Origin of the sequence: Streptomyces sp. NPDC047515 (assembly GCF_040643055.1) — a bacterium.
GTDB lineage: Bacteria > Actinomycetota > Actinomycetes > Streptomycetales > Streptomycetaceae > Streptomyces.
The window spans coordinates 105,650-125,222 of sequence record NZ_JBEYTM010000007.1 but is presented as its reverse complement, the minus strand read 5'-3'; the positions used below and the strand labels follow the sequence as shown (position 1 = coordinate 125,222).

The following is a 19,573-nucleotide window of genomic DNA, read 5'->3' as shown; positions in this document are numbered from 1 at the left end:
TACGGCAGAACCGGGGGACGCGCGACGTGGCGCAGTCCACAACGGGCGGTGGCGAAATGAGCTGCCGCGGCGGCGAACGGCCGCGAGAATGCAGTACGTCCGCGACCGTTTCGTGCCGAGCGGCGCGCCCGCTCGTTCTTGTTGACGAGCGCCGGCGTGCCGTGGTCGGGCGTCCCGGGCGAAGGGCCGAAGGAGCACTGACGATGGGCGAGGGGTACGCATGAGTGACACCGGCCAGATCCCGGGTGAGGGACTGCCGGGGAACGCAGGCACGGTGGAGCAGCCGGGCATCGCCGCCCCGGATGCCTACACCTACCTCGCTCCCTCCGAGCACGTGTCCGAGGACGACGACCTGCTGCTGATGCCGAGCCCCCAGGGTGCCTGGAGCGACCCGCAGGCGGTACCGGCCCCCGGCCAGTACCCCGAGGGCGTTCCCGCCCAGGCACCGCTCCCCGAACAGGGCGCCCACCAGGCCCGGCAGCCGGCACAGGCTGCCCACTTCCAGCCGGTCGGCGAGGCTCCCGCGCAGCCCCAGGGGCCCGTCCAGGTCCAGGTTCAGGAACCGGTTCAGGTGCAGGGCGCGTACGCCGCGCAGCAGGCGGTGGCCGAGCCCCTGCCCGGGACAGGTCAGGGAACGCACGAGTCCGGCGGCCGCGACTCCGGTTCGGTCGACCTGAGGGGCGTACGCATCCCGTCGCCCACCCCGGCTCCCGCCCCGGCGGCGCAGACCCAGGCCCCCGCGCGTCGACCGCTGCACCGCGGTCCGGTCATGGCCGACGGCGGGCCGTCCTACGGCGGAACGCCGACCGGCGGTGTCGTCCGTTCGCTCGCCGACCGAGGACCCGCGGGCGCACCTCAGGCGCAGGCTCAGCCCCAGGCCCCCGCGCGGCATGCCGGCCCGGCCACGACCGGACCGGAGTACTTCGGGACGCCGGGCGACGAGGCGGCCGCACTGCCCGGCCCGCAGCTCGGTGAGATCCTGCCGCAGGGCGGGAGCCCCTGGGGGGCCCAGGCGCCGGAGCCGGTTGCCGCCTCGGCCGAGGCGGAGCCGATCGCGCCGGAACCGGTCGTGCCGGAGCCGGTCGCCGAGCCGGCCCTCGTGGCGCAGCCCGCTCCCGTCGTGGCGCCGGAGGCCGTGAGCGCTCCGCCGTCGGCCGGTGTGGTACCGGCTGCCGCGGAGACCCCGGCCGAGAGCCCGGTCGACGTTCCGGCAGGGGATTCCGCTGGAGCGGCGGCCGAGGCGCCCGTGGAGGCGGTGGCACCGGCGGGCGAGGCACCCGTGGAGGCGGTGGCACCGGCGGCGGCTGTCGAGGCCGAGGCCGTGACCGGGACGCCCGTCGAAGCCGCTGCCGCCACGTTGACGGACGACGCGCCGCAGGAAGCCGCGGAAGCCGCTCCCATGGGCCGGTTCGAGCCCGTGGAGGGTTCGGTACCGACGGCCCCGCACCTGGCCCCGACGCCCGTCGTGGAGCAGGCCGTGGAAGCAGAGCCCGAGCCCGAGCGCGTGCCGATCGTCATGGAGCCCGTTCAGCCCGCCGCACCCGAGGCCTTCGAGGTCGTCGCGCCCGCCGAAGCCTCCGAGTCGATTCCCGCGCCCGTCCCCGTCCCTGTGCCCGTCCCCGAGGCCGAGCTTGCGGCAGTCGTCGAGCCGGAAGCAGAACCCGGCCCCGAGGTCATCGAGACGCCGGACGTCACGGCCCCCGCAGACGACGTGGAATCCACACAGGCCGCGTCGGTGGACTCCGCGCGGCCCGAGGCACACCCCGAGCCCCGGCCCCGTGCCGAGGAGACGGAGGCCCCCGAAGCGGCCGAGTCCGATGAGACCACGGCCCCCGCCTCGCCGCCCGCCCCCGGCTACGACGACGCCGAGCGCGAGGCGGTGCTGCGGGTCATGCGCGAGCGCCGCGACATCCGCAACGGCTTCCGCAGCGACCCGATCCCGCACGAGGTGCTGCTCCGCGTCCTCGAAGCCGCCCACACGGCACCCAGCGTCGGCCACTCGCAGCCCTGGGACTTCGTCGTCATCCGCTCGGCGGAGACCCGCCGTTCCATGCACGAACTGGCGCAGCGTCAACGCGACGCCTACGCCAAGTCGCTGCCCAAGGGCCGGGCCAAGCAGTTCAAGGAACTGAAGATCGAGGCCATCCTCGACACTCCGGTCAACATCGTCGTCACCGCCGACCCCACCCGCGGCGGCCGCCACACCCTCGGCCGGCACACCCAGCCGCAGATGGCCCCGTACTCCTCGGCGCTCGCCGTCGAGAACCTCTGGCTGGCCGCCCGCGCGGAAGGGCTCGGCGTCGGCTGGGTCAGCTTCTTCGACGAGCGCGAGATGGTCCGCGCCCTCGGCCTGCCCGAGCACCTCGAAGTCGTCGCGTACCTGTGTGTCGGCTACGTCGACGAGTTCCCCGAGGAGCCGGAGCTGATGCAGGCGGGATGGTCCAAGCGCCGTCCGCTGTCCTGGGTCGTCCACGAGGAGACGTACGGTCGCCGCGCCCTGCCCGGGGAGGACCCGCACGACCTGCTGCAGGAGACCATCTCCAACATCCGTCCGCTGGACGCCAAGGCACTCGGCGAGGCGTGGGAGCGCCAGAAGCGGATGACCAAGCCCGCCGGCGCGCTCGGCATGCTGGAGATCATCTCGGCGCAGCTGTCGGGTCTGTCCCGGCTGTGTCCGCCGCCGATCCCGGAGCCCGCGGCCGTCGCGATCTTCGCGGGCGACCACGGCGTGCACGCCCAGGGCGTCACCGCCTGGCCGCAGGAGGTCACCGGCCAGATGGTCGCCAACTTCCTCGGTGGCGGCGCGGTCTGCAACGCGTTCGCGGCCCAGGTGGGTGCCGAGGTGTGCGTGGTGGACGTCGGCGTGGCGATGGAACTGCCCGCGACACCCGGCCTCCTTCCCCGCAAGGTGCGCGCCGGGACGGCCGATTTCACGACGGGTCCGGCCCTCACCCGCGAAGAGGTCCTCGCGGCCATCGAGGTCGGGATCGAGACCGCCCGCGATCTGGTCGCGGCAGGCAACAAGGGCCTGCTCACCGGTGAGATGGGCATCGCCAACACCACCGCGTCGGCCGCGCTGATCTGCGTGTACACGGGCATGGACCCGGCCGAGGTGACCGGTCGCGGTACCGGCATCAACGACGAGATGCACGCCCGCAAGGTCGATGTGGTCCGCCGGGCCCTCGAACTCCACCAACCCGACCCGGCCGATCCGATCGGGGTTCTGGCAACGGTCGGCGGCCTCGAACACGCGGCGATGGCCGGCTTCCTGCTGGGCGGTGCCTCGCTGCGCACCCCCGTCATCCTCGACGGTGTGAGCGCGGGTGCCGCGGCCCTGGTCGCGCGGGCCATCGCCCCCGAGGCCCTCGCCGCCTGCATCGCGGGCCACCGCAGCGCCGAGCCCGGCCATGTCGCCGCGCTCAACAAGCTGGGTCTGCGCCCGCTGGTCGACCTCGACCTCCGGCTCGGCGAAGGCACGGGAGCGCTGCTGGCACTGCCGATCGTGCAGAGCGCGGCGCGGGCGATGCACGAGGTGGCGACGTTCGACTCGGCGGGCGTCACGGAGAAGTAGCGGGGCCGCGAACCAGCCCCCGACGGCGTTCGAGACGCGGGGTAGGAGCAAGGTCCCGGTCGGGGCCGGTGGCGGTCGGGGCAACAGGCCCGCCACTGCCCCCGACCTCGCCCGTACCACCCCCGCACGCCACCCCGTATCGTGGACTCCACCCCACGAACCCGCACGTCGAAGCCGCTCCACCGCCGCAGCGGCCGCCGCACTCCGTCCCCTGCACGAGGAGCCCGCACCGCCATGGCCGATCACCCCGCGTACCCCGTCGGACTGCGTCTCGGTGGCCGCCGCGTCGTCGTGGTCGGCGGCGGCCAGGTCGCCCAGCGCCGCCTCCCGGCGCTGATCGCGGCGGGCGCCGACGTCGTCCTCGTATCGCCGACCGCGACCCCGTCCGTCGAGGCGATGGCCGACGCCGGAGAGATCCGCTGGGAACGCCGCCCGTACGCCGACGGCGACCTGGCCGACACGTGGTACGCGCTCATCGCGTCCGACGACACCGCGGCGAACGACGCCGCCTCCGCCGAGGCCGAGCGCACCCGCACCTGGTGCGTCCGCAGCGACAACGCCGATGCCGCCACCGCCCTCACCCCGGCCACCGGCCGCAGCGAGGGCATGACCGTCGCCGTCCTCACCACCGACACCCACGGCCGCGACCCGCGCCACAGCGCCGCCGTCCGCGACGCCATCGTCGAGGGCCTGCGCGACGGCAGCCTCGCCGCACCCCACCACCGCACCCGGACCCCCGGCGTCGCCCTGGTCGGCGGTGGGCCCGGTGACCCCGACCTGATCACGGTGCGCGGACGCCGCCTCCTCGCCGAGGCCGACGTCGTCATCGCCGACCGTCTCGGCCCGCGCGACCTGCTCGACGAACTCCCGCCGCACGTCGAGGTGATCGACGCGGCGAAGATCCCGTACGGCCGCTACATGGCCCAGGAGGCGATCAACCAGGCGCTCATCGAGCACGCCAAGGCGGGCAAGGCCGTCGTGCGGCTCAAGGGCGGCGACCCGTTCGTCTTCGGCCGCGGCATGGAGGAGGCCCAGGCGCTCGCCGCCGAGGGCATCGCCTGCACCGTCGTCCCCGGCATCTCCAGCTCGATCTCCGTGCCGGGCGCGGCCGGAATCCCCGTCACCCACCGCGGTGTGGCCCATGAGTTCACGGTGGTGAGCGGCCATGTCGCCCCCGACGACGAACGCTCACTGGTCGACTGGCCCTCCCTCGCCAAGCTGCGCGGCACCCTCGTGCTCCTGATGGCCGTCGACAAGATCGGCGCCATCGCCCGCACCCTCATCGCCCACGGCAAGGCCCCGGGGACCCCGGTCGCCCTGGTCCAGGAGGGCACCACGGCGGCCCAGCGCAAGGTCGACGCCACGCTCGCGACCGTCGCCGAACGGGCCGCGGCCGAAGACGTGCGCCCCCCGGCCGTCATCGTCATCGGCGACGTCGTCGCGGTCGGCACCGGCGCAGCGGCGGTGCCCGCCGAACAGCCGGCGCGAGCGTCTACCCCGTCCCCGCCGAGTAACCAGCGGTAACCGATCTTTCTCCCAGCCGTTGGCACCACACATCGGACAAGGCAGTATCAAACCCGTGGCTGATCTCGTCACCGTCGACGATCCCGACGACCCCCGTCTGAGCGACTACACCGGACTGACCGACGTCGAACTCCGGCGGAGACGAGAGCCCGCCGAGGGCCTCTTCATCGCCGAGGGCGAGAAGGTGATCAGACGTGCCAGGCACGCCGGTTACGAGATGCGGTCGATGCTGCTCTCGGCGAAGTGGATCGATCTGATGCGCGATGTCATCGACGAGGTGCCGGCCCCGGTGTACGCGGTCAGCCCCGAACTCGCCGAACGCGTCACCGGCTACCACGTCCACCGCGGCGCTCTCGCCTCGATGCAGCGCAAGCCCCTGCCGACCGCCGACGAACTGCTGGCGACGACCCGCCGGGTGGTCGTCATGGAGGCCGTCAACGACCACACCAACATCGGCGCGATGTTGCCTTTGGGTCTACGAGAACGTGCAGCTCGGCGCGTGGCCGTGTTCGAGGATATCGTCGATCACGCCAATCTGGGGGCTGCTTTCAGGAACGCCGCTGCCCTCGGCGTTGACGCAGTCTTCCTCACCCCCGGCTGCGCCGATCCTCTCTACCGGAGGTCCGTGAAGGTCTCGATGGGGGGCGTCTTTCAGGTGCCATGGACTCGTTTCGAGTCCTGGCCGAGGGGAGTCGAGGTCTTGCGCTCCGAGGGTTTCACGGTCGCCGCACTCTGTTTGAGTGACCGAGCGATCACCCTCGATGAACTTGCCGCGCGAAAAGTCGAGGCACTTGCCCTGGTCTTCGGCACGGAAGGCGCCGGCCTCACCCCCGGTACGCTCGCTGCAGTTGACGAGCACGTCCGCATCCCGATGGACGCCGGTGTCGACTCTCTCAATGTGGCAGCCGCCTCGGCTGTGGCCTTCTACGCCACCCGGCCGCGAGTAGCCTGAACCCGGCGTACGGGCCGACTCGTCTGCCGCTGGGCTTCGGTGGCGTCCTTGTCGTCGGGGTCGACGAGTTCGGAGCAGTAGCCGTTGCTGAACCGAGTGACTTCGTCGACGCGGAGGTTCCACCGTTCCGCGAAGCGCCCGGCCGCACTGCGGAGGTCGGCGTCGTCGGCCGGGCCCAGCCGCAGCGCGTCCAGAAGCGCGCACCACGAGGAGCGGCCGCGCTCCAGGGCGGCGACGAAGGAGTACGGCCGGCAGGGGATGAGCTGATCCGCGCTGCGTCTGCGCCCGTACACATGGCAGAACAGACACTCGTCACTGGAGGGAGCATCGGGGCGGAGCCAATAGGAGACGTCGACCGCGAGGGGCAAGACCCGGATGGGCGCGCAGTCTACCTGCGCTGATGGGTACGTTCAGCGGGTTTTCCCAGCTCGGTGTCCAGGCGGCAGAATGGGGTTCCGGTCCGGCTCTGTCCCGCCGGCTCCGTCCCGCCGTACGAGGAAGCCGCTGACGCCCGTGAATGACGATCCCCTTGCCTCACACCCGGGTGTACCGACAGGCGTTGTGTCCCCGGGCCTGACGCCCCCGGACAACGCACGCGACGACGCTTTCGGGATCGACGCCTTCACTCTCGACGACCGGCTGACCCTATTCCACTTCGCGGCCGCCGAGAAGCGTCACGAGTACCTGTGGCTGCTGCGCGCCTTCGACCGGGGTCGGGCCAACTACCAGGTGCTGCTGCACGTTTCCGATGCGGCCACCTTGGTGGGCAGGCTGGCGGCGGACCATCCTGCGGCGGCGGCCGTCGGCAACGTACAACCGCTGCTGGACGCGCTCGCCGAGTGGCGGGTGCTCGACCGTAGTTACGACGGGACGCGGGCGGCGAACCTGGCAGAGTACCGCAACCGGCACTACGTGTACCAGTTCACCCAGGCCGGATACCGGGCCTACCGGGCGGTGGAGGACGTACTCGGCGCGGCCCTGGAGGACGCGCAGCTCTCGCGGCTCGTCTTCCCGGACATCCTCGCAGACTTGGCCGCGCTCGCCGTGGCGAATGACGCGGGCGACGCCGAGGAGGTCTACCGCAAGCTGGGCCGTCTGGACTCCGTGCTGAACGAGATGGCGCAGCGGGCTGCCCGCTTCTACCTGATGCTCGGTGACCTGGCGCGGACCAACGACACCCGCCCTGAGGTGTTCCTCGCGCACAAGGACGCGCTGCTCTCGCACATGCGGGAGTTCACCGCTGAACTGGGACGCTACGCCCCGCTGTTGGCCGAGGCCGTGGAGAAGGCGGCGGTGAGTGGGGTGGACCGCATGGTCGAGTACGCCGCGGAGGCCGACGAGCGGCTCTTCAGGACCCCGGCGGCGCGGCTGGAGGACTGGCGGCAGCGGTGGGCCGGGATCGTGCACTGGTTCGGGGAGCGGGAGCACAGTGAGGCCGAGCGGCTGCAGGATGCGACAGTCACTGCGATCCGCTCGGTGCTCGCGCTGCTGAGGCGGGTGACCGAGGCGCGGCGCGGGGGAGTCAGCCGGGAGAGTCAACTGCGGCATCTGGCCCAGTGGTTCACCTCGTGTGTCAGCGACGACGACGCACATGCCCTGTTCCAGGCGGTGTTCGGGCTGGGTTCGCCCCGGCACATCGCCGTCCCGTATCCGGATCCCGAGTTGATTCCCGGGCGTACGTCGTGGTGGGAGGCGGAGCCGGTGGAGCTGGCCCGCACCCTGGTGCAGTCGGGCCGCGCGCCCTCGCTCAAGGGGCCCGGCCGGATCGAGCGCAACGACGCCGAGCGGGCCCGGCTGCGGGCCGAGCAGGTCGAGGAGCAGGCCGAACGCAGGGGAGCTGCCGCCGCCCTGGCCCGCGATGGTGCCTACGGTCGGGTCCTGGACGAGGCCGAGACCCGTGCGCTGCTCTCCCTGATGGACGTGGCGCTGGCCGCGCGGGTGCCGGTCACCCGGGGTATCGCGGGGCAGACGGCCTCCGGCTCGGCGCACGGGGTGCGGCTCACGCTCGTCCCGACGGGGCCCGGCGAGGCGTTCACCACGGTGCGGACCGTGCGCGGGCACCTGCACCTGGACGGGCTGCGCCTGGAGGTCACCGGATGAGCACCCGCGTGGCCGAGCATGTCTCGGCCCTGGAACTGGCCGATTACCAAAAGGCCGTACGGCTCGTGCTGCGGCACCCGCTGATAACCACGGTGTACCCGGACAGCGGCGCGCTGGTGACCGTGCGGCGCTGGGCCGACCAACTGCGTACCGATCTGATGGAGGTGCTCGGCTACCGGCTGATCACCACCGCCGACACCGCCCGCCTTCAGCGCGCCCAGGACCAGCTCGACGCCACCCGGCCCGCGCTCACCCGGTCCGGTCGCCCCTTCGACCGGCGCCGCTACGCCTACCTCGCCCTCACCCTGGCCGCTCTCGGCCGGCACGGTGCCCAGGCCGCTCTCGGGGAGCTCGCCGACGCGGTGGCTGCGGATGCGGCCCGCATCGACGGACTCGGCCTGGACACCGCCCGTAAACACGACCGGGACGCCTTCGTCGACGCCGTCACCTGGCTCACCGAACGCGGCGCGCTGCGCCTGGCCGACGGCTCGGCCACCTCCTGGGCCACCGACCCGGAGCGGGCCGAGGCCCTCTACGACATCGACCGGGAGGTGCTCACTGCCGTCCACCAGCCCACCCGCGTCCTCCAGCACGTCGCCTCGGTGACCGTGCTGCTCGACTCGGCGGGTGCGCGGAGCCTGTCCGAGGGGCGCCGGGCGCAGCGGCTGTCCGCGGCCAGGCGGGCGAGGCGCCTGGTCCTGGAGCACCCGGTCGCCTACTACGCCGACTCGGACCCCGAGCTGGCCGGCCAGCTGCGTGCCCCCGCGCTCGCCGAGGACCTCACTCGCCTCACCGGCCTCACTGTGGAGCGGCGTGCGGAGGGCATCGCCCTGGTGGACACTTCGGGGCGCCTGTCCGATACGCGGTTCCCCGGCGGCGGCACCGTCGCGCAGGCCGCGCTGCTGCTCGGGGCGCGGATCAGTCAGGTCGCGGCGCGCACCGGACGGCACGCGCCCGAGCTGCTGCCCGCGCCGACCGCCGCGGAGCGCCTCGCGGACCGGGCCGGCCGTATCGACCTGGCGCTTCCCGCGCAGGGAGTGTTCGCCGATGCCGCCACGGACGGCGGCGGGGAGGAGGCGGGCGCCGGAGGGGAAAGGAGCGTCGACACCGCTGCTGCCCAGGCCCGCTACCCGTTCGTCACCATCTCCTGGCTACGCGGCCGGACCAAGGACATCACCGAGCAGTACGGCGCAGGCTTCGCCGCCGAGCTGCGCGGGGACACCGACCGGCTCCTCGAACAGGTCCTGGATCTACTGGCCGCCATGTCGCTCGTCGTGCGGGTGGAAGGCGGTGTCCTCGCACTGCCGCTGCTGGCCCGCTACCGCGGGGTGACAGCCGAGGTGAAGACGCGCACCCGTCCCCGTACCCCCGAAGCAGCGGCCCCGGCCGCCCTCTTCCCCGCCGACGATGTGAAGGACCCCGCTTAAGTGAGTACTCCGCCCACCGACCTCCAGCCCCGCTTCGTACCCACCCGCGCCGGGATCGTCAACCTGTGGGACTACCGCGACGAGGAGTTCTCCTTCGCCGGCGGCTGGCTGGTGCTGCGCGGGCCCAACGGATCAGGCAAGACCAAGGCCCTCGAAGTTCTCTTCCCGTTCGTTCTGGACGGGCGGATCGATCCCAAGCGGCTCAACCCGTTCGCTGCCGAGGATCGCACCATGAAGTCCAACCTGCTCTTCCGCGGGCAGGAGGGCGCCCTTGGCTACGTATGGATCGAGTTCACCCACCGGGCGACCGGACAGGTGGTCACCTGCGGCATCGGCCTGCACGCCCAACGGCACCGGGACACCCCTGCCCGTTGGCATTTCGTCGCCGACGGCCGCATCGGCGAGGACTTCTCGCTGCTCACCGACGACGACCGGCCGCTGACGAAGAAGCAGCTGGCCGCCGAACTCGCCCCGCTCGGCGTGGAACCGATCGCCTCGACCACCGACTACCGGGCCGCTGTCGACCAGCGGCTGTTCGGCCTCGGCCGGGAGCGCTACGAACAGCTGCTCACCCTCATCCTCACGCTGCGCCGACCGCAGCTGGCCAAGAACCTCGACCCGGTCAGGCTCTCCGACACCCTCACCGAGGGTCTGCGCCCGCTGGACGAGGACCTGATCGGCGAGGCCGCCCGCTCCTTCGACGACATGGAGTCCGTTCAGCGAACCCTGGAAGGTCTGGTCGCCGCCGACGAGGCCACTGGGTCATTTCTCGCCGCCTACTCGACGTACCTGCGGGTCAACGCCCGGGTCGCCGCCGACCGGCTCAGCGCACGGCGGGCCGAGAGCACGGAACGCGAACGCGCCCACGCCGCGGCGCAAACGGAACTCGACGAGGCCCGCGAGAAGCGGGCGGCGGCCGGCACCCGAGCCGACGAGGCCGAGGCGGCGCTCGGCGCGCTGCGCGCCCGCCTGGAGCAGCTGCGATCCTCGGCCGCCTACCAGGCCGTCGAGCAACTCGCCGACCTGGAACGCCTGGTACGCACCTGCGAGCAGACCGCCCGGCAGGCCACCTCTGAGCGCGAACGGCGCACCGCCGCCACCGGTCGGGCCCGCGCCGAGGCCGAACGCGCCGGGCAACTGGCCGCCGAACTCGCCACCGCCGTCAGCACCTCGGCAGCCGCCCTCGCCGACCACGCACACCGCGCCGGTATCGCCTGGAGTGCCGCCGACACCGCCCCCTCCGTGCTCACCGAACGTGCTTCGGCCCGCGCCGCTGCCCGCCACGAAGGCGTACGGGTGGTCCGGGCCGCCGGAGGGCACTTGAGGGACGCTGTGCGGACCCGCCAGGCGGCCCGCGCCGGACAGGAGCGTGCCCAGGAAGCGGCCTGGGCCGCCGAGCAGGAAGAACAGACGGCACAGGCCGCGCTCACTGCCGCGCACCAGCAACTGCGGGAGCAGTACGGGCGGTGGACCGGCCAGTACGGCGGACTGCTCCCCGAGGACGCCGCGGACCGCCTCGAGGCAGCCCTCGACGCGGCCGCCGAGCCGGACGGCGCGGGAGCTGGTACCCCCACACTCACCGACCTGTTCACCGAGGCCACCGCCCCAGCCGTGCAAGACCTGCGCGACCGCCTGGCCGCCCTGCGCACCCAGCGCGAGGCGCTTGAGGACCACCGGGCCAAGACCGAGGCCGAACGGACACGGATCGCCGCCGAGCACGACGACGCCCCGCCTGGCGCCCGCGGCCGCACCACTGACCGGGAAGGCCTGGAAGGCGCCCTGCCCCTGTGGCGCCTGGTCGACTTCGCCGACGGCCTCGACGACGCGGGGCGCGCAGGCGTGGAAGCGGCCCTGGAGGCGTCCGGCCTGCTCGACGCGCTCGTCACCTCCGAGGACCACCCTCAAGCCGCCGGCGACGGGTACCTCCGCGCCACCACCCCCGTCGACGGGCCCAGTCTCGCCGACCTGCTGCGCCCAGAGACCGGCACGTGCATCCCGGCCGCCAGGATCACCGCCGTCCTGGAGTCGGTAGCAGTCTCCGACGTGGCGGGGGCATCCACCGCCATCTGCCCGGACGGCCGGTACGCCGCCGGGATCCTCATCGGCGCCCACGCCAAACCGCACGCCGAGTACGTCGGCGCCACCGCCCGGATGCGCCGCCGCGCCGCCCGCATCGCCGCCTGCGACACACTCCTGGCCGAACTCGACACCCAGCTCGCAGAGGTGACGCGGGCCAGGTCCGGCTGCGAGCAGTCCCTCCAGGAGTACGACACCGCCCGCGCGGCCCTTCCCCGCACCACCGTCCTCACCCCACACCTGCGCGCCCTGGACCGGGCCGTCGCCGCCCTGCGCGCCAAGCGCGAGGCCGCGGACTTCGCCCAGTCGGCCTACGACGAGACCCAGGCCGCCTGCGCGGTCGCCGAACGCGCACTGCACCGCGCCGAGTCGGAGCACGGCGTCACCGCCACGGGCGCGGACGACACCGAGTCCGCCACCCGCGCCTTCGAGCAGGCGGCGAGCGAACTGGCCGTCCGGCGCCGTGAGCACACCCGGCAGACCGAGACCGCCGCGGCCGCCGCCGACCGGCTCACCACCGCCGCTGAGGACGAGGAGAGCACCGCCGAAGCCGAGCGTGCCGCCCGCCGCCGCCACGCCGAGGAAGCCGCCGGACTCCAGGCGCTGCGTGAGGCCGTCGGTGCCGAGGCGCAGCAGGTCATGGCCCGGGTCGAGGAGACCGGGAACAGCCTGGAGACCGCTGCGCAGGAGACAGAGGCCGCCCGCTCCGCCAAGGACGAGGCGATCGGCCGCCTGGCCGCAGCCGAGGCCCGCCGCACCGCCGCCGCCGAGGCCCGGCAGGTCGCCGTCGCCGAAGAGCAGGACACCGCCCGCGGCCTCGCTCCGTACGCGGCCCGCGAACTACTCGACATCCTGCGCTGCCCGCCCCACCTGGCGTGGCCCGCCCAGGAAGCCGACTGGATCGGCCAGGTCCTGCCGCCCGCCGCTGTCGCCGTCCACGAGGGGATCCTGACTGCCACCCGCGACCTGACCCCCACCGAGTCCAGCGTCAAACAGTCCGTCACCCGCCTCACCACGGCCCTGGAGGACCTGCACGCCCAGCTCGCCGCCGCAGGACAGGACTACCAACCCGCCTGGGACAGCTCCAGCGGCGTCATCACCGTCACCGTCGCCGACGAGCAGGGCCCGCTGCCCATCGCCGCCTTCGCCGAGAAGATCGCCTCCCACCGCCGAGACCAGGCCGAGCTCCTCTCCGACTCCGAACAGCGGATCCTTGAGGACGCCCTGCTCACCCGCCTCGCTCAGCAGATCCACGACCGAACCGTCGACGCGCGCGACCTGATCCGCCGTATGAACACCGACATGCGCGAACGCCGTATGTCCTCGGGCACCACCGTCGGTGTGAGCTGGCTGCTCGCCGACAGCCTCGACGACGAACAGCGCGCCGTCTGCGCCCTCCTGGACGCCGACGCGGCCCGCCTCGGCCCCGAGAAGCTGGCCCGGATGCGCACCCACTTTGCCGCGCAGATCAAGACCGCCCGTGCCCGGCAGCGCGAAACCCCCTATCGGCAGCTGCTCGCCGAGGTCCTGGACTACCGGCGCTGGCGCCAGTTCGCCTTCCAGCTGGTTCGCCCCGGCGGCGTCGAAGAACGCCTCACAAGGGCCCGGCACAGCCGCCTGTCCGGCGGCGAGCAGTCCGTCTCCCTGCACCTGCCGCTGTTCGCCGCCGCCCACGCCATGCTGAACTCCGCCCACCCCGGCGCGCCCCGCCTGCTCGCCCTCGACGAGGCCTTCGCCGGCGTCGACGACACCGGGCGCGGCGAACTCATGTCACTGGCCGCCCAGTTCGACCTCGACCTGTTCATGACCGGCTACGACCTGTGGGCCGTGCACAGCGCGGTCGGCGCCGCTGCCCACTACGACCTCGCCCACTCCGCCGTCGACCACACCGTCTCTGCCCTATTGCTCCTGTGGGACGGCGAGCGCCTGCACGCCGACGACACCGGTACCCTGAGCGCCGCACTCGGCTCACCGGGTACCCGCTCCGTACGTCGGGAGGCCCAGCTTGCCAACTGAGCCGCACCCCCCGTCGTACACGGAACTGGGTGAGGAGGGTTGGCAGCGCCTCCTCGCCGCCGCCCGTCGCCGCCTGGAACGCACCGGCGGCGCCCTCGACGGCGGCATCGGCCTCACCACCCCCACCGAAGCCGAACGCCGCGCAGTCATCGGCCTCACCGGCCGCTACCGCCCCGAGACCGCCAAACGCCTCATCGTCCCCCTGACCGACCTCGACAACTACCTTTACGGACGTTACGGAACCGGCCTGCTCAAGACCCTGGGCCGACTGCACGGGCCCCTGCGCGACCGGCCGGCCGAGCGCGCCGACGAGGCGTCCGCCCGTGCCCGGGCCCTCGAAGCCGCCCATGCCTCACCCCTCGCTGCCCAGGACTGGTACCCGGCCTGGCTGGAGGGGATCGCCGCTGACGGCACCCTCACCCGCTTGCTGCGGCGCGGCGACGGCGCCCTGCTCCAGGCCGCCGTCCGCGTCCTGGAGAAGCTGCCCGGGGCATGTGGAGACGCCGGCCGGGGCCTGCTCCCGCTGCCCGTTCTGGCGGAGTGGGCCACCGGAGACACCAAGGCCCTGCTTCCCGGCAGCCCACTCGAACAGCTCGTTCTGCGCGCCCTCGTCCTGCGCGCCACGCCCGGCGGTGACGAACCGGGCCATGTTCCACGTGACCGGGCCGGACGCCGCACCCTGTGGGAGAGCGCCGGAGCCGTCGTCGACGACCTCGCCAGCCAAGTCCTCGTCCTCAACATCGGCGCCCGGGGCGGCGACGTGGTCTGCGACTGGCTGCGCGACGCCGCCGACTTCGGTATCCCCTTCCGCCTCACCCTCCACCAGCTGGCTGTCTCCGATGTCGTTCCCGCCGCCCGTGAGATCCACGTCTGTGAGAACCCCGCCGTACTGCGCGCGGCCGCCGCCGAACTCGAAAACCGCGCCGCGGCCCTGGTCTGCACCGAAGGCATCCCCTCCGCCGCGTGCCACAAGCTCCTCGCCGGCGCTGCCCGATCCGGTGCCCGCCTGCACTGGCGCGCCGACTTCGACTGGACCGGTCTGCGTATCACCGCCGCCGCCATGGAACGCCACGGCGCCCTGCCCTGGCGCATGACCACGAACGACTACCGCGGTGCCCTGGAACGGGGCGAGTCCACCCCGCTGACCGGATCGCCCGCCTCCAGCCCCTGGGACTGCGCCCTCGCTCCCGCACTGAGCGAGTCGGGCCAGGCAGTCATGGAGGAACGGCTGCTTCCCGAACTCCTCTCGGACCTCGGCTGATGAGCTCGGTACGGGCGGCGTGCCGGCGGAGCCGTCGCTTTGCGCACATGAGGAGCGTGGCAGTCGTGAACTTTCTCGCCGAGGCGAGGCCCGGACCGATTCCCAGCGCCCCAGGATGTCGTCCGCCTGGCTACGCAGCGGTGGCGTTCCGGTGCTGCCAGACCGTTCCTCGGCGCTCGTACTCGAAGAGCTGGTCACCCTGGCAACGAGCCTCCTGACCCTGCGGCTACGCGTCCAAGAACGCGGCCGTATGTCCCATGACACCCTGGCGGCTGGCCAGGGTGTCACGCCATCCATCCGAAGATGTCCTCGGCGATGCCAGTGCCGCGGAGGTACGCCGGCGCGATCTTCCGCAGCGCCGCCGCCCTCGGCATGGACGCCGTGCTGCTCTCCCCGGACTGCGCGGACCCGCTCTACCGCCGCTCCGTCAAGGTCTCGATGGGCGCGGTCTTCTCCGTCCCCTGCGCCCGTCTCGACACCTGGCCCAAGGCCCTGGAGACCGTACGGGAAGCGGGCTTCGAACTGCTCGCACTGACCCCGGACGAAAAGGCCAGCAGCATCGAGGAGGCGGCACCGCACCGGATGGACAAGGTGGCGCTGATGCTCGGTGCCGAGGGCGACGGACTCTCCACCCAGGCCCTGGTCGCCGCCGACCAATGGGTCCGCATCCCGATGGCGCACGGCGTCGACTCACTGAACGTGGGAGCGGCCGCCGCGGTCGCGTTCTACGCCGTGGCATCGGGCCGCCCGCAGAGCTGACCACAGAGCCGGCCGACTACTGGACCCGCAGGCTCCGCATCGTCTCGCTCTCGCTCTGGCTCTGCGTCTGTGACTGGGGCTGCTCCGTGGGCTGCGTCCGGCCCGTGCCCAGACCGCGGGCCGGGCCCTGGCAGCCCTGCGCCGCCGCGATGCCCAGCGCCACCAGCAGCGTCACCACGACGAAGACCACGAGCCGCTGCCGCAGCAGCCGCGGATTGGCCGGACGGCGCCCCGTCGAGGTCTTGCGGGCCCCGGGCCGCGTACCCGGTCGGCCGTTCGTCCCGTTCGTGCCCTGCGGGCGCCTGCCGGACCGCGTGGTGCTGCGCGGGGGCTGGTGCGGGTGATGCTGCGCGGGGCGTGAACCACCGGTACGGGGCGACCCCGCCCGCGACGACGTGGCCTGCCGGCCGCTCTGCGGTTGCTTCTGCTGACGGGGTGCCGGAGGGGCCGTGCGCCGGGTGTGCTGCTCGGTGTACGGGCCGTCGAGACGGCCGGTCGGCCGGTCCAGCTCCCGCGCCGAACGCTGCACGGGCGGGCGGGTCTCGTGCAGCCCCTGCGCCTCCCTCGCCGCGATCTCCTTGAGCCGCATGGAGAGTTGAAGCGTGCTCGGCCGCTCCTCCGGGTCCTTCGCCAGGCAGGCGCTCACCAGTGGTGCGAGCGCGTCGTGCACGTCGTACAACTGCGGTTCCTCGTGCACCACGCGGTACAGCATCACCTCGGAACTGCCGTGCCCGAAAGGTGAGTCGGCCATCGCCGCGTACGCCAGCGTGGCACCGAGCGAGAACACGTCCGTCGCGGGCGTCACCGCCGCCCCGCGCACCTGCTCGGGAGCGAGGAATCCGGGCGAGCCCACGGCCGTACCGACATGGGTGAGCGTGGAGGCACCGGTCGCCCAGGCGATCCCGAAGTCGATGATCCTGGGGCCCTTGGGGGAGAGGAGGATGTTCGACGGCTTGAGGTCGCGGTGGACGACACCGGCCTCGTGCACCGCCACCAGGCCCTCGGAGAGCGCCGCCCCGATCGAGGCCACCTCGGCCGCCGACAGCGGACCCTCCTCGGCCACCTTGTCGTGCAGCGACGGCCCCGGGACGTACTGCGTGGCGAACCAGGGGCGATCCGCCTCCAGGTCCGCGGCCACCAGACGTGCCGTACAGCCACCGCGGATCCGCCGTGCGGCGGACACCTCGCGCGCGAACCGCGAGCGGAACTCCTGGTCCTCCGCCAGATCCGGCCGGATCACCTTCAGGGCCACCCGCTGGCCCCGCCGGTCGGAACCGAGATAGACGACCCCCATGCCGCCCGCCCCGAGCCGCCGGTGCAGCCTGAACGAGCCGACGACACGCGGGTCCTCGCGCCGGAGCCGCATCATCGCCATGTCTGCCCATCCCCGCTGCCTGGTACGCCTGACGAGGCACAGCTTACGTACCCGGCGCCCGGGGCGCTCAGAGGCCGCGCCCTCGCCCGCCGATCGATTGCCGGTGCGCGGCCCGGTCCATGACGGACAGTCGGCACGGACCCCTCCCCGCGACGCCGTGGCAACCCGTCCCAACGCGGTTGCGGGGGCGGGAGGTTGGCTGCCCGCAGGCGCCCCGACCGGCGGGCACGCGACCTCACCGGTCGCGGCCGCGCAGCCGTGGCCGGGGGCGGGGAGGCGGGGCGCGGGCGAGTGAGTGAAGTCACGGGGCCCCATGGCTGCGCGGGAACGCGGCGGGGTGTCCGTGCCCGGGGTCACCTTCGCGCCGTAGCCGCCGTAGCCGCCGTAGCCGCCGGGCCCGGACAGGCCCGAGGAGTCCACGGTCACCCTGAGGGTCACCGAGCGTCCCGGGGCCGGATCGGTGCGGCTGCGGTTCTCCGAGAGCCAGGTCACGTCGTCACCGGGGTCGTTCACCGTCCAGCCCTGGCGCGGCGTTGTCCCCGACCAGTTCTCGAATGCATCGGAGGTTGCCGGGCGCAGGACGTAGGGCGCCCCCTCCGGGAAGACCCCGGTACGAGGCGGCCGATCTCCACCCAGGGGAGTACATCGGCTACCCACGGCTCATCCTCCGGGAGGCCCGGCAATCGGTACGCGGGCATGACGTCGTACGTCTTCCGCTTCCCTAATGTTGAGGTCAAGCGGCGGGCGCTGCACTCGTCCCTCGAGGTCACACGCCCGCCGCCCCACATCGAGTCAGGAGAGGAACCATGGCGGACACGGCAACGCGGACCATGATCCGCACGCGGGGACGCAGGGTCCAGGCGTCGTTCGGCGGCCGCCCGTCGTCCGGCACGCGTCACCCGCTGGTGGCGACGGCGATGGTTCTTCCTCTGGCGGCCCTGCTCGTGGTCGTCTTCGGCGGCTGGGACGCAGTGGTCACACAGGCGTCGTCCGTGGGCGTGATGCTGGGGCGCTGAGCGGCGCCCCGGGTCCGGAAGAGCGGTCCGGACCGGGACATCCGGCCAACAACCCCGTGGGGACGGGGGTGCGGCGGACGGCAGCGTTTGTCCGGTCAGCTGGGGAGCTGACCGGACATCGCGCTGTCCGGGGCTTTCCGGGGCTCTTCACGACGACCCCCACGGCTTTCGCGCCGCCCACGGAGCTCACGCCGCCCAGGGCTTCCGTGGTGCCCGCGCCGTTCGCGCCGCCCAGGGTCTGCGCGGCGCCCACGGTGTTCGCGGGGCTTGCCGTCCTTGCGCCGCACGAGGGGCGTCGTCGTGCCCACGGCGTTCGCGCCGCCCCGCCGGCTCGTCCGCGGAACCGTCGCGGACCGAGCCGCCCGTACTCTCGTGGAGGCCCGACACAAAAGCCGGGCCGCCGCCCGCGCCTGCCAGCCACCGGGGAGACCGTGACCACCGCAGTCGTACGCGCGCTCGGCGCCCTCGCCCACCGGGCCGCCCATGTACACCCCGAGCACCCCTGCGCCTGCCCGCCCCCGGCGGTGCTCGCCGACCGCGCGGACGGCACCGTGGTCCGCAGCGGAGCCGTCGTCGCCAAGGCCCACGCCCCCGACGCGGACAGCGTCGACCTGCTGGCCCGCCTCACCCTCGCGAAGGACCCGCTCCTCGCCGGCATCCTGCTCGCCCCGCTGTCACCCTCCGCCCCGGCGACCCGGCCGCTGAGGCCGTCCGCCACTCCCATCGGGCCACCCGCGCCTTCCACCGCCCTCCGCGGCCGCCCCGTCACCCTGTGGCCCCATGGCGAGCCGGTCGACCCCGGCGACCCCGACGCCGCCCCCTGGCAGGAGGCCGCCGCGTTGCTGGCCGGGCTGCACCGGACCCCGCCCCCGCCCGCCCTCGCTCTCCCGCCGATGCGCGGTCCCGCCAAGGCCGCGTTCGCCGTCGCCCGGATGCGCGCCGCCCGGCCCGGCGACCCGGCCACCGCTCCCGTGCTCGAAGCCTGGCGCCGACTGCCCGCCTGGGCCCGCGGCGAAGCCGACGCGCCCCCGCACCGCTCACGCTTCCTCTGCCACGGCGACTTCCACCTCGGGCAGCTCGTCCGTCACCCCGCGCCCCGCGGCCCCTGGCTGCTCATCGACGTCGACGACGTCGGCCTCGGCGACCCAGCCTGGGACCTCGCCCGCCCCGCCGCCTGGTACACGGCGGGGCTGCTGCCCCCCGACGTCTGGCTTCGCTTCCTGGACTCCTACCGGGCAGCGGGCGGACCCGCCGTGCGCGCCGACGGCGACGTCTGGTCCGAACTGGACGCCCCGGCCCGGACCCTGACCATTCAGACCGCGGCGCTGGCGTTCGCCAAGTCCGCAGCAGAGGGGCGGGCTCCGGATGAGGTGGAGCGGACGATGATCAATGCCTGTGCCCGAATCGCCGCTCTCCCGCCCGAGTTGGCCGCAGGGCACTCGTCGTAGGCTGAACCGACCGTCGGCGGGCACGCATTCCGGCGACGGCGAACCGAC

General features: G+C 73.3%; 10 protein-coding genes and 2 pseudogenes. 10 read left to right on the top strand and 2 right to left on the bottom strand.

Annotated elements, in window-relative coordinates:
• Window positions 1-220 precede the first annotated feature (220 nt).
• The 3 genes from cobT to ABZ826_RS08325 all read left to right on the top strand — a co-directional run bounded on the left by cobT (window position 221) and on the right by ABZ826_RS08325 (window position 6,047).
• Window positions 221-3,571, top strand: a complete 3,351-nt coding sequence (cobT, locus tag ABZ826_RS08335; protein WP_361444104.1) for a nicotinate-nucleotide--dimethylbenzimidazole phosphoribosyltransferase — start codon at window positions 221-223, stop codon at window positions 3,569-3,571.
• Between the two features lie 234 nt (window positions 3,572-3,805).
• Complete coding sequence (gene cobA, locus ABZ826_RS08330) at window positions 3,806-5,095, top strand: uroporphyrinogen-III C-methyltransferase (RefSeq protein ID WP_361444101.1); 1,290 nt, start codon at window positions 3,806-3,808, stop codon at window positions 5,093-5,095.
• A 55-nt stretch (window positions 5,096-5,150) separates the two neighbouring features.
• Complete coding sequence (locus ABZ826_RS08325; RefSeq protein WP_361444098.1) at window positions 5,151-6,047, top strand: RNA methyltransferase; 897 nt, start codon at window positions 5,151-5,153, stop codon at window positions 6,045-6,047.
• 158 nt (window positions 6,048-6,205) lie between these two features.
• Here the strand turns inward: ABZ826_RS08325 and ABZ826_RS08320 are convergent.
• Window positions 6,206-6,415 (bottom strand): annotated as a pseudogene (locus tag ABZ826_RS08320) (transposase); the annotation flags it as partial.
• 193 nt (window positions 6,416-6,608) lie between these two features.
• On the opposite strand from ABZ826_RS08320, the gene ABZ826_RS08315 reads away from it, so the two are divergent.
• The 5 genes and pseudogenes from ABZ826_RS08315 to ABZ826_RS08295 all read left to right on the top strand — a co-directional run.
• On the top strand, window positions 6,609-8,147 hold the full coding sequence (locus tag ABZ826_RS08315; RefSeq protein ID WP_361444095.1) for a TIGR02677 family protein: 1,539 nt from the start codon (window positions 6,609-6,611) through the stop codon (window positions 8,145-8,147).
• A complete protein-coding gene (locus ABZ826_RS08310; RefSeq protein WP_361444092.1) occupies window positions 8,144-9,574 on the top strand; it encodes a TIGR02678 family protein in 1,431 nt (476 codons plus the stop codon). The genes ABZ826_RS08315 and ABZ826_RS08310 overlap by 4 nt, the downstream gene beginning before the upstream one ends.
• The gene (locus tag ABZ826_RS08305) at window positions 9,575-13,666 is read left to right on the top strand and encodes a TIGR02680 family protein (protein ID WP_361444089.1); all 4,092 of its coding nucleotides are present in this window, start codon (window positions 9,575-9,577) and stop codon (window positions 13,664-13,666) included. It abuts the gene before it with no gap.
• Window positions 13,656-14,927: a TIGR02679 family protein gene (locus tag ABZ826_RS08300; protein ID WP_361444086.1), complete on the top strand. Its 1,272-nt coding sequence runs from the start codon at window positions 13,656-13,658 to the stop codon at window positions 14,925-14,927. Before ABZ826_RS08305 ends, ABZ826_RS08300 begins: the two co-directional genes overlap by 11 nt.
• A 339-nt stretch (window positions 14,928-15,266) precedes the next feature.
• Window positions 15,267-15,686: pseudogene (locus tag ABZ826_RS08295) on the top strand (RNA methyltransferase); the annotation flags it as partial.
• Between the two features lie 16 nt (window positions 15,687-15,702).
• On the opposite strand, the gene ABZ826_RS08290 reads toward ABZ826_RS08295, so the two are convergent.
• Entirely contained in the window at window positions 15,703-17,061 is a 1,359-nt protein-coding gene (locus ABZ826_RS08290) for a serine/threonine-protein kinase (protein ID WP_361444083.1), read from the bottom strand.
• 806 nt (window positions 17,062-17,867) lie between these two features.
• Here ABZ826_RS08290 and ABZ826_RS08285 point away from each other — a divergent pair.
• Window positions 17,868-18,077 (top strand): hypothetical protein, encoded by a 210-nt coding sequence (locus ABZ826_RS08285; protein WP_361444080.1) that lies wholly within the window; start codon window positions 17,868-17,870, stop codon window positions 18,075-18,077.
• A 431-nt stretch (window positions 18,078-18,508) separates the two neighbouring features.
• A complete protein-coding gene (locus tag ABZ826_RS08280; protein WP_361444077.1) occupies window positions 18,509-19,525 on the top strand; it encodes an aminoglycoside phosphotransferase family protein in 1,017 nt (338 codons plus the stop codon).
• Window positions 19,526-19,573 lie beyond the last annotated feature (48 nt).

Coding starts and splice junctions, on each gene's coding strand:
- cobT (WP_361444104.1), top strand. CDS start 221: ATGAGTGACACCGGCCAGATCCCGGGTGAGGGACTGCCGGGGAACGCA.
- cobA (WP_361444101.1), top strand. CDS start 3,806: ATGGCCGATCACCCCGCGTACCCCGTCGGACTGCGTCTCGGTGGCCGC.
- ABZ826_RS08310 (WP_361444092.1), top strand. CDS start 8,144: ATGAGCACCCGCGTGGCCGAGCATGTCTCGGCCCTGGAACTGGCCGAT.
- ABZ826_RS08290 (WP_361444083.1), bottom strand. CDS start 17,061: ATGGCGATGATGCGGCTCCGGCGCGAGGACCCGCGTGTCGTCGGCTCG.
- ABZ826_RS08285 (WP_361444080.1), top strand. CDS start 17,868: ATGGCGGACACGGCAACGCGGACCATGATCCGCACGCGGGGACGCAGG.